The sequence below is a fragment of the Paraburkholderia dinghuensis genome (genome assembly GCF_003837865.1).
In the GTDB taxonomy this organism is placed as follows: domain Bacteria; phylum Pseudomonadota; class Gammaproteobacteria; order Burkholderiales; family Burkholderiaceae; genus Paraburkholderia; species Paraburkholderia dinghuensis.
Genome location: NZ_RQIS01000002.1, coordinates 386,455 through 397,781, shown reverse-complemented (window position 1 = coordinate 397,781; position 11,327 = coordinate 386,455). Strand labels below are relative to the sequence as shown.

Genomic DNA, 11,327 nt, shown 5'->3' with positions numbered 1-11,327 from the left:
CGACACCGGCCGAGGCCGAGGCCGACACGCTCGTGATATTGCTGTTCGTCGTGGACAGACCGGTCGACAGCGAGTCGACGCTCGTCGATGACGACGCCGACAGGCTGGTGATCGTGCTGTTCGACGTGTCGAGGCTGGTCGACAGCGACGATGCCGCCGTCGACGTGGACGACGACACGCTCGTGAGCACGCTATTAGTCGAATCGAGGCCGGTCGACAACGACGCAACGCCGGCCGACGCCGAACTCGACACGCTCGTGAGCGTGCTGTTCGTCGTGTCGAGGTTGGTCGACAGCGACGCGATGCCAGTCGAAGCGGACGCCGACACCGTGTCGAGGCCAGTCGACAGCGACGTGACGCCGCTCGCCGCACCGGCAACACCGGTCGACAGCGAGCTGACGCTCGCCGCCGTCGACGTCGACAGATTCGAGATGTTGCTGGTGACCGAATCGAGGCCCGTCGACAGCGACGCAGCGCTCGTCGACGAAGATGCGGACAGATCAGCAATGCTGCTGTTCGTGGTCGTCAGACCCGTCGACAGCGAATCGACACCGGCCGACGTGGACGCCGACACGCTCGTGAGCGTGCTGTTCGTCGTGTCGAGACCGCTCGACAGCGACGCGATGCCGGTCGACGCGGACGCCGACGCCGTATTGAGGCCAGCCGACAGCGAAGTGACGCTGCTCGTCGCGCCGGCGAGGCCGGTCGACAGCGAACTCACGTTGGTCGCCGTGGAAGTGGACAAGCCGGTCACATCGCTCGTCAGCGTGTCGACGCTCGTCGACAGCGACGCCGCGCTCGTCGAATTCGAAACCGACAAGCTGGCGACCGTGCTATTCGTCGTGGCGAGGCCACTCGACAACGAACTCACACCGGTCGAAGCCGATGCCGACACAGCCGTGAGCGTGCTTGCAGTCGTATCGAGGCCGGTCGACAGCGAATCGACGCTCGTCGACAGCGACGTGATGCTGCTCGTCGCGCCAACAAGGCCCGTCGACAGCGAGGTCACGCTCGTTGCAGTCGAAACCGACAGGCCGGTCAGGTCGCTGTTGGTCGTGCTGAGGCCGCTCGACAGCGACGCGATGCCCGAGGAACTCGACGACGACAGACTGTCGAGGTTGCTGCTGGTCGCGGACAGGCTGGTCGTCAGCGCATCGGCGCTCGTCGAAGCCGACGCGGACACGCTTGTGATCGCGTTATTGGTCGTGTCGAGACTGCTCGACAGCGACGCGACGTTGCTGTTGGTCGTGACAAGACCGCTGGACAGCGACGTCACATTGTCGGTGACCGTCGACAGGCTGCCCGACAGCGATGCAAGGCCCGTCGAAGCGGAAAGCGACAGCGTATTGACGTTGCTGTTGGCCGAATCGAGCCCGGTCGACAGCGTCGTGAGACCCGTCGACGTCGACATCGACAGCGAATCGATGCCGGTGGACAGCGAACCGATACCGGAAGTCGCGGTGGACAGACCCGACGACAGCGACGCCACACTGCTCGACGTCGAACCGGACAGGCTCGCGAGGTTGCTGTTGGTCGTGGACACGCTTTGCGAGAGCGACGCGCCGCTCGTCGACGCCGACGCCGACACGCTGGCGACGGTGCTATTCGTCGTCGACAGACTCGTCGTCAGCAGATCGATCCCGCTCGACGTCGACGACGACAGGCTGGCCAGATTGCTGTTGGTCGTATCGAGCGACGAAGACACGCTCGATATGTTGCTGTTCGTGGTCGAGATGCCGCTCGACAGACTGCCGAGGCCGCTTTCGACCGTCGAGATGCCGCTCGACGTCGACGCGGACAGACCGTCGATGCTCGTCGACAGCGACATGACGCTGGTCGACGTCGAAGTCGACAGGCTGAACACGTTACTCGTCGTCGTGGCCAGGCCCGTGGACAGCGAGGTCAAACCGGTCGAGCTGGAAACCGACAGGCTGAACACGTTGCTATCGGTCGTGCTGAGCGCCGTCGAGAGCGACGTGACGCTGGTGGACGCGGACACCGACAGGCTCGACACGTTGCTGACCGCCGACGACACGCTCGTCGACAGCGACGAGATACCCGAAGACGTCGAGGTCGACAGGTTCGTCATGTTGGTGTTCGTATCGGCGAGACCCGTCGAGGTCGACGTCGACAGGCTGTCGACGCTCGTCGACACCGACGCAAAGCCCACCGACATCGACTGAGACACGCTCGCGACACTGTTCGACACGTCGACCAGACCGGACGACAGCGAACCGACGCTGGTCGACGTGGACTGCGACATGCTCGTCAGGTTGCTGTTGGTCGTAAAGAGGCCGGCGGACAGCGAATCGACACCGGTCGAAAGCGTTGTCATCGTCGTCGACAGCGAGCCGATGCCGGTCGAACTCGACACCGACAGGCTGCCGATCAAACTGGCGGTCGTGTCGATCCCGGACGACAACGATGCGATTCCCGAGGACGTCGAATTCGACAGGTTCGTCACGCCGGTGCTAAGCGAGCCAGCCGCGTTCGAGGTGGACATCGACAGCGTATTCAAGCCTGTCGACAGCGATGCGATGCCGGTCGACACCTGCGTGTTCACGCCGTCGAGCGCGGTAGACAACGGCGCGATCGCGGAGGATGCGGAAACCGACAACGAAGTGAGGTTGCTCGTCGTCGTCGACAGGCTGGCGGACAAGCCGCTCACCGTCGTCGACACCGACGACACGCCGGACGACAACGAATTAACGCTGGACGACGTGGACGACGAAAGCACAGCCATGCTCGAGTTGGTCGAGCTGATGCTCGTGTTCAACCCTGCAATGCTGGTGGACGTCGAATCGGTAAGATTCAGGAGCGACGAGCTGAGCGCGGAGATACCGTTCGAACTGGACAGCGACAGCGCTGTCAACGAACTGTTGGTGGTCGCGATGCCGCTCGACGTCGACGCGGACAGGCTCGTGATGGAGTCGGTCGTGGTCGAGAAGCTGCTCGACGTCGAACTGGACAGATCGGCCATCGAACTGTTGGTCGAACTCAGGCTCGTGGTCAATGAGCTGATGCTCGCGCCCGCCATCGTGGACAGTGAGGTGAGCGAGCTGTTCACGCCATACAGGCCGGTCGAGGTCGAGTCGGACAACGTGCTCAGGCTGGCGTCGGTCGAATCCAGACCCGAACTCAGGCTCGCAATGCCGCCCGATGCGGACGCCGACACCGACGTGAGCGTGCTGTTTGTCGTATCCAGGCTCGTCGACAGTCCGCTGATTCCAGAGGACGTCGACGCCGTCAGGACCATGATCGAGCTATTCGTTGAGCTGAGGCTTGTATTAAGCGAAGCGATGCCGCTCGACGTAGAGGTCGAGAGCACCGTCATGTTGGAGTTGGTTGTGGAGAGCCCAGTGGAAACCGAAGAGATCGCAGTGGACAGGCTGCTGTCGCTGGTGCTCAACTGGTGGACGGTTACCGCGTCCTGCTGTGCCGAGCCGTCGGCCACGTTCGTGACGCGGCGCAGCGTCGTATCGTTGCCGACCGACACCTCACCGTTAGCCGTCGTGCCGGTCAGATAAGCCGTCGTCATCGGCGCCGTTGCGCTTGTCGTGCTGCCGGCGCCAATCGCCACGCTGTTGGCGTACTGTGCGTTCGCGCCGCTGCCGATTGCGACAGCGTTCGTCGCGGTATTCGTGGTGCCGTTGCCGAGCGCAATCGCCCCAACGGCAGTCGCGGTAACATTGTTGCCCAGTGCAATCGCACCCGCGCCAATAGCCGAGTTCGAGCTACCAAGCGCAACCGCGCCATCCCCATCAGCGAACTGTGCACGACCAACGGCCACCGCACCGCCGTTCACCGTATCGCCGTTCGCATAGGTATTGGCTGAACCGATTGCCACGTTCTGACCGGTTCCATCCGCAACGGAGCTGTCGCCTTCCGCGATCCCGTACGCGCCCTTTACGGTCGCCGCCTGGCCGATCGCGATACCCGAAGTCGCGTCGCTGCCTCCGTCGCCGGCGACAGTCGCGGCCGCGCCGAGCGCAATGCTGCTCGTACCGGCCGCCGTGGCAAGCGTGCCCATGGCGATCGTGTCGGTACCGGATGCGGTTGCGTAGGTGCCGTATGCGAACGAACCCTGCCCCGACGCGGTGGTGTTGATACCGAGCGCTACGGCAGACGTGCCTGAAGCAACGGCACCCCAACCCATCGCCGTGGACCCGATCCCCGATGCCTGCGATCCGCACCCGACCGCAAGCGAGTTCATGCCGTACGCCGTGATATTGGCGCTTGTACCCGACGCATTCGTCGTACTGGCTGCCAATGTGACGTTGCCGATGGTTTGCGCTGCCGACGACGAAGTAAGGAATCCAGTTGTGTTACCGGTAGTAACACCATCGCCCGCGTTGGTGGCCGTCGCGGTCCCGACAGCAGTCGTCTGCGAACCGAACCCATAAAGGCCGCCGGTGTACATCGAGTCGGTACCGTAGATCATCGACGATACGCTGCTGCCGCTCGCCGGAGTCAACATACCGCACGCCGCAGTACCCGCCAGCGCCACACCGTTAAACGACGCCCTCACTGTATTTCCGCCAACGGTGGTGGCAGGCGTCGAACCGTCGATGACGTTGTTCGTCGAGCCCGCTATGGCGACACCGGCCACCGCAGGGGCAATGCCAGTCGTGTAGATCCCCCCCGCCAGTGATGCAGCGATCAGCGCTCGTCCGATGGCTGTGCCGGAAACCACCTTCGATCGGCTCTTTTTGCCTCGCGCGGTTTCGAGTTCACTAACGGCAACCCACGTGCCGAGCGTTTCGTTGTAGATACTACGGTAACTTTTGTTCATTCTGTTTCTTGAAACGTTGAGCCTACCCGGTGACGGTTGTCACGGAACAGCAGGCAGATTCCGGGGTCGGCCACCCGGTTTCCACCTGCATCAAGACGTACAGACCCTTGGCTACGCATTCACAACACCGACAACCCAATTGGGCAACGCGCAAGCACACACCCCGGCCGGAACAACGCGCAGGACCCGGAATGCTTCTCAACCACCAACTATCCACTCATTCACTTCGCTCCCCGAACAGAGAATCGGCTGCATCTGACAGGGCATTCCTGTGTTCGGAGTTTTCTGATTGAAATTATTGGTGATCGCTTTTTAGCGCACAACGATAAGAGTTTTCTTAACTGTCAAATCTGCACACAAGACTGATGGCAGTCAAATTTCGCCTGCCCGAGTGTCTATTTTTCGGTTTCGTCTGCGATCCCATCCCATTAAAAAGATGGACCCAAAAACCAAATTAATGGATAAACACTTAAAAATAGGACGCGTCCTAGATCCTTGCCCGGCGGGCCTTTCAGCCATCATTGAGACAATAAAATTTGGGCGATTTGGATTTTTAGTATTAACCGTCCCATCAGGGCAGGCGCAATTCTTAAATTTTGAAAAATCTCCCCGAAACCACTGGAGGTGAAATTTCGCCTATCTAAAAGTCATACTAATGTCTCAACAAACGATCTCACCCCAAATGACCGCTTAGATACGGATGCCTAATTTTGCGATATTCATTTCCCGGATGGGACTAGTCCGATTTCGATACCAGAAGTCCAGACACTTAGTCCGCGCGACAGTGCCCTTTCATCACTGAGGTGTCCTGCTGCAAAGTTACTGGCAAGGCCATAGGAGAATCCCTACAGCGAAGAATCCGCGGCTCAGCGAAGCGCTGATTACCCAGGAGGTGCAGGAAGCCGGAGCGAGCATGAAAGTCGCGGACATCTGCCGAAAGCCACGTTCCAGACGTGGCGCAGCCGCTGGGGCTGCATGGATGTCTCCCGCACACGACACCTTCGACCGTTGGTGGAGGAAAACCGTCGGCTTTAGCGACGGTTGACCGGCCAGGCGCCGCTCATCCGGGTGTTGAACGATGTTCCCGGGAATAAATAACTTTGCCAGCGCAACGTCCGGAGGTCGCACGGCAGGTGATTGAGCGACGTGGCTATCCGGAGCGACGGGCATACACGCTCATTGGCCTGCTGTGGAGCAATGCGTCGATCTTCGCCGCCTGACGGAGACCATAAGGCCCGGCAATGACTGCGTGAACTGAGGCGGGAGCCGCGGAGCTTTGACTCACCCCGTCTGCATGTTCCGCTGCACCAGTAAGGGCCTGATCCAGAACCACAGACTGACGAGGCGACCGCACCGCGGAGAAGACTTGTCGTTTCACGGACGACAGGGCAGGAAGCGTCCGAGCCATTTACCTGTCGCGATGTTCACACCCGACGGCACGGATATAGTCCGTGCAACGGACTTCGCTGCGGCTGGCCCGATCAATGGTTGGCGCGTTCGGGTGTCGACCGCCATTGATGCGTGGAATCGCGAGTGCCCACACATCGAAGTCCGCTTTTCGTTGCTGGATGCGCGCGTCGTGCGTGCGTTTGCGCAACTACGGCTGCACAGACGGCACTCAAAGTCGATTCAGGTCGACAACAAGTCAGTGGGTGTCAGCAAGACGCTTGAGTCACGGGTGTCCAGCCATGGGCGGTGCGGTTCATTCGTCCGGGCAAGCCGGTCGAAAGCGCCCACAGCGAGAGTTCCAACGTCCGGTCGCACAAAGAAAGTTTGAATCGGCTTGCATTCGCCAGCCTCGACGAAATTGACCTCGTAACAGGTCAGATCTTCCATTCAAATCTGACTGATCTCCACGCATCCGGATCATCGCAGTAGCCCCTCTCGGTCAGGGCGTTCTGCATGCCGGTAACCACTGCTTTTTCCGATGGCACGCAGAGTAGATCAAAAGACCATACACCCTGAAGGAAATTATCAGGATTCTTGGAGAAATTCTGCGGATTGTAGGCCGGACAGATGTAATACCAGAAGCTGTAGTTGAGGTGCTTCAGGCGGCTAATAATTTCCCCGGAACTGTCCAATGTATGGTGATTCAGGTATTCCAGGTACAAGACTGGCCGATGCCGTTCGATGGTCTGCTTCGCACCGTCGAGAACCATGGGTTCATATCCCTCGACGTCCGCCTTGATGAAGTCGACGCGATCCAGCGCATAGGAGTCCAGCGTTCTAACAGTGACGGATTCCGAAGGGAATTTACCCAGATCGTAGAAAGTCGCGGCACCGAAATTGTTCGGATTTCGCGGATCGTAATACGGAAACTCCGTTATTTCGTTTTTATTCCCTAATGCCGCATGAAAGGCCCGGACGTTCAGCAACTCATTCAACGCGAGATTGGCGCACAGCATCTGGAATACGATCCGCTGCGGCTCGAACACATAAAGGCGGCCATCCTCTCCAACCATCTTTGAAAGAGGAACGCTGTGCGCACCAATATTCGCTCCAGCCTCGACCACTACGTCGTTGGGACGGACGATCTGGGAAAACAGGAGCGGCTCCGGTTCAGACCATTCACCGTACTCGTCAAGACACTTGCCAACCGTATTGTCGTTTTCATTAAATAGCATCTTGCCGTAACGACACTGTTTGACTTTGTACATGGGTAGGGGGCCCCTTGCGTTGCCGGTCACTCGCCAGCCAACGCCAAAACAAAAACTCGCTTACGACTGTCTAGCACTGGCGTTTCGAATTCGCACGCTGTGGAGAAACGCTTCAGCGGATCGCACGGCTTCGCGCGGCAGCATGTCCAGATCGGCCTGCGCCGCCGCCGGAGGCACCACACCAACGCCCTGCCCGACTGCAAACCAGCTCGTAGCGTCGAAGTGCAACACGTGCCCCGCGCGATAGGCATTGAAATCCACCGGACGCGGTGTGCGAAGCTGCCAGGCCTTCTTGAGGTCGGAATAGGTCGACGGCACCGCGCGCGACGTGACGTCGCGCCAGAACGGCGTGTCGCGGCGCGGGACATCGTAGTGCAGGCACAGAAAGTCGCGTATTCCGTCCCAATCGAGGCGATTGCGATGATTGAACGTTGAGATCGTCGATTGCGGAACGACGCCGCAGCTCTGCTTCACTGTCTCGCCGAACATCGTGAGCTGGCCGAGCATCTGCCCGATGGAAGTCGCTTCAAGCGGCTCGATGAAACCCGATGCAAGCCCCACCGCCATCACGTTGCCCACCCATACCTCGGGGAAATGGGCGGCATGGAAGCGCAACGTGGGCATCGGCTCGATCTTCTGTCCGAGACGGGACTCGATCTCCGCCAGCGCCTCGTCTTCGCTGAGATACGCGCTCGAATATACATAACCGCATCCGACCCGCTCCCGCACCGGGATCTGCCAGATCCAGCCAGCACTCATGGCAAGCGAACGCGTGACGAGATGCGGGTTCGGGCGAGGATGGGGAATATAGAACGGAATCGCTCGATCGTGACTCATGTAATCGGTGAACGAACGCAGCGGCGAGCCCATCGTCTTCTGCAACGCGATACGCGCGAAACCCGATGCGTCGATCAGAAAATCACATGGCATGGGGAGCTCTTCGCCTTCGAAGCGCAATGCACGCACGTGTCCGCTCTCTGCATCGCGTAACAGCTCGACCACGTTCCCGACACGCGTTTCGATTCCGCGCGCCATCGCGGCCAGTTTAAGCCACGCCGCCACGCGATGTGCGTCGAAGTGAAGAGACCACGGCATCAATCCGCCAGCCGCCTCGAGCGCCTTTCGCACTTCGCTCTGCGACGCATTCGCAAGGACGAAAGGCAGCGAGTAAACCGCGTGATGAATACCAATCCCATGTGCCGCCAGCATCGACCAATATGGGGCGACACCGTCGATCATGCGCCCCTCGCCTTCCGCCGGGAGTCGGTGAAACAGATGATAAAAAACGTCGTCGTCGCGGCCGTTGTTCCATCCGACGTATTCGAACCCAAGCTTGAATACGGCGCCGGTGCCTTCAAGGAAGGCATCGAGGTCGATTCCATAGCGCCCAATGAGTGCTTCCGGAAAATTCAGGATTCCGCCCTCACCCACGCCGATCACACCGACGCGGGGCGATTCGATGACCGTGACAGATACCGCCGGCCCAAACATTCGCCGCAACTCGAGCGCGGCAAACCAGCCTGCCGTTCCGCCGCCGAGTACGACAAAATTCTTCATCTTCCGGAAGTCGAGCATGAAAAGGGCTCCAGAAAAATTGATTGGCCGGGATCGCGCCCGGCCGTCAGGAAGGACGCTTCGTGAGCTTGTCGAGGAACCGTTGTGCGTTGACCAGCCCGGGCCGGAGCGCCAGCGCCCGACGATAGGCCTCTTTAGCCGCAGTGAAGCGCCCGGTCTCCTGCAACAGCATGCCCAGTTGCTCCTGCAGTTCAGCCGCTTCGGGGTGCAGCGTCAGTGCCCGGCGCAACAGGGGCTCGGCCTCAGCAGAATTTCCCTTCTCCCGCAGCAGGCAACCGAGGTTCGCGTGCGCCTCCGGGTGATCCGGATCGCTTTTGACCAGACCCCGCAACAGCGTCTCGGCTTCCTCCAGTGTGCTGGGATCGCGCATCAGCAGTATCGCAAGATTGTTGCAAATGTCTGATCGCGCCGGCTCGGCTTCGTGGGCCTCGCGCAAAACATCGACTGCTTGCGCGCGGCGCTGCGTCCTCTCGAGCAGGAGCCCGAGGTTGTAAAGCGCGTCGACGTATCCGGGTCTTAGCTTGAGCGCATGGCGAAAGCACTGTTCGGCTTCGTCCAGCACGCCCTCGTTCATCAGGACGATACCCAGATCGTGATGAGCTTCGGGATAATCGTTTCGGAGTTCGATGGCCCGGCGAAACGCGCGTACCGCGTCGTCGGTACGGCCAACCTCCCGGTATAGCGAACCGAGGCAGAAGCTGATCTCCGGATGGAACGGTCGAAGCGTTTGCGCGCGCAGATAGGCGGCCTGCGCTGCTTCGAATTCTCCGCAACGGTGATGAAGCACGGCACTGTTGAAATAGGCCTCGACCAGGTCGGGCGCAAGCGCCTGCGCATTCCGGTAAAACTCTTGCGCAGACTCGGCCTTGCCCTCGCATGCAAACAGCAGACCGAGATTACACAGCGTTACGGGGTCGGAAGGTTGTGCCTGACGCGCCCGCGCCAGCAGGTCGTGTGCCTCGTGGAAACGGGCGGCGGCGATGCAGTGAAGCGCCTCTGAGTTAATCATGGCGACATCCTGCGTGCGATCGTCGCTGGATACCTCACGCGCCAGATTCGCTTTGGATTCCTGCTCTACAGTACGTGCCGTGTCAGTGCGTTTCGGGACCATTCAGGCGCCCTCCTTTTTGTCGCGGCGTTGACGGTGGCTCCCGGTAGTTCCGGTCGGAGTGCCCTGGTACAACGCTTCCGCTTCCGTCGGGCGCCCCGCTCGGTGCAGCGCGGAGTACAGCTGATGCCTTCCTCCCTCATTATCGGGCTCGAGCCTCACACCCTGCGCCAGATGCTCAATCGCTTCGTCGACGCGGCCGGAGGCCAGCAGCGCCGAGCCGAGTGTCAGATGAGCCGCCGGAGAGTCCGGATTCAGCTCAAGCGCCCGTATCAGGCTCCGCTGCGCCTGATCGAGACGTCCATTACAGAGGAATAGAGCGCCCAGATTGATATATGCGGCCGCAAAGTCCGGCTGCAGGGAAATTGCCTGATACAGAAAGGCCTCCGCCTCGGTCCGGCGATTCGCGCGAAGCAACAGCAAGCCGAGGTTATAGTGGCTTTCCACGAGGCTCGGACCATGCGCAACCGCAGCGCGAAATTCCGCCTCGGCCTCTTCGAAGCGGCCGGAATCCATCAGCAGACGCCCGAGGTTGTTATGCGCCTGCGCCAGATCCGGCGCCCGCGCGAGCGCCTCTCGCAATGCAGCCTCCGTGCCGTGGCTGTCCTTCCGGAACGACAGAAGGAGGCTCAGGTGGTACCAGGCTTCGGCAATATCGGGATGTTTGTCGAGCAGAGCGCGCAAACCGCGTTCAGCAGCGGCGTGGTCGCCGGTCGCAAACTGCTCCATGCACCGTTGATAGTCGCTCGAGATTGCGTCAACGTCGCTCGTCTTCATTTGCATATTCCATCGCGACTGAATCGCTGTCAGGAATGCCGTCGCGGATTTGGGGTTGTATTCCACATCCCCGTTCGCACTGGAGCGCGAACTACCATCTAAGACCCGACGTTACGTCCCTGACAAAAAACGACCGCCGCAATTCAGGGTTGGCCGACAGGTAACGCGAAGCAGTCGTACGAGCAGACTGCGATAACGCGTGCTGGAAGTATAACGAACGCCCAACAAGCGCAGACTTCGATAAGCATCATTAACTATTGCTCGCACTGATAGCCATCAATTTTCCATACGCCTTTCTTTGGCTACAGGCATACGACGCCACATAATCAGCAAACTCCCAATGATTCGAGACGCCCTGTTGCCAACAGCCGTAAGCTGCACGCTTCAGGCGCGGCACATCGTCACCCGGTCGAACCGC

At 60.2% G+C, this 11,327-nt stretch carries 6 protein-coding genes and 1 pseudogene; 2 read left to right on the top strand and 5 right to left on the bottom strand.

Features of this window, described 5'->3' with window-relative positions; translation table 11 throughout:
• Positions 1 to 2,183, top strand: a 2,183-nt coding sequence (locus D1Y85_RS27445) for a hypothetical protein (protein ID WP_246024778.1), incomplete at its 5' end; no start/stop codon positions are given.
• 78 nt (positions 2,184 to 2,261) lie between these two features.
• A complete protein-coding gene (locus D1Y85_RS27440) occupies positions 2,262 to 3,527 on the top strand; it encodes a hypothetical protein (protein ID WP_246024777.1) in 1,266 nt (421 codons plus the stop codon).
• Positions 3,528 to 3,571: 44 nt separating this feature from the next.
• On the opposite strand, the pseudogene D1Y85_RS28050 reads toward D1Y85_RS27440, so the two are convergent.
• The 5 genes and pseudogenes from D1Y85_RS28050 to D1Y85_RS04595 all read right to left on the bottom strand — a co-directional run.
• A pseudogene (locus D1Y85_RS28050) lies at positions 3,572 to 4,792 on the bottom strand (ESPR-type extended signal peptide-containing protein); the annotation flags it as partial.
• A 1,823-nt stretch (positions 4,793 to 6,615) separates the two neighbouring features.
• Positions 6,616 to 7,449, bottom strand: a complete 834-nt coding sequence (locus tag D1Y85_RS04610) for an FkbM family methyltransferase (protein WP_124149847.1) — start codon at positions 7,447 to 7,449, stop codon at positions 6,616 to 6,618.
• 60 nt (positions 7,450 to 7,509) lie between these two features.
• A complete protein-coding gene (locus D1Y85_RS04605) occupies positions 7,510 to 9,024 on the bottom strand; it encodes a tryptophan 7-halogenase (RefSeq protein WP_124149846.1) in 1,515 nt (504 codons plus the stop codon).
• A gap of 46 nt (positions 9,025 to 9,070) precedes the next feature.
• Complete coding sequence (locus tag D1Y85_RS04600; protein WP_124149845.1) at positions 9,071 to 10,135, bottom strand: tetratricopeptide repeat protein; 1,065 nt, start codon at positions 10,133 to 10,135, stop codon at positions 9,071 to 9,073.
• Positions 10,136 to 10,909, bottom strand: coding sequence for a tetratricopeptide repeat protein (locus D1Y85_RS04595; protein WP_185218905.1), 774 nt, complete (start codon positions 10,907 to 10,909; stop codon positions 10,136 to 10,138).
• Positions 10,910 to 11,327 lie beyond the last annotated feature (418 nt).

Bases quoted from the DNA above. Each gene is read 5' to 3' on its own strand.
- D1Y85_RS04595 (WP_185218905.1), bottom strand. From the start codon at position 10,909: ATGAAGACGAGCGACGTTGACGCAATCTCGAGCGACTATCAACGGTGC.
- D1Y85_RS04610 (WP_124149847.1), bottom strand. From the start codon at position 7,449: ATGTACAAAGTCAAACAGTGTCGTTACGGCAAGATGCTATTTAATGAA.
- D1Y85_RS04600 (WP_124149845.1), bottom strand. From the start codon at position 10,135: ATGGTCCCGAAACGCACTGACACGGCACGTACTGTAGAGCAGGAATCC.
- D1Y85_RS04605 (WP_124149846.1), bottom strand. From the start codon at position 9,024: ATGCTCGACTTCCGGAAGATGAAGAATTTTGTCGTACTCGGCGGCGGA.
- D1Y85_RS27440 (WP_246024777.1), top strand. From the start codon at position 2,262: ATGCTCGTCAGGTTGCTGTTGGTCGTAAAGAGGCCGGCGGACAGCGAA.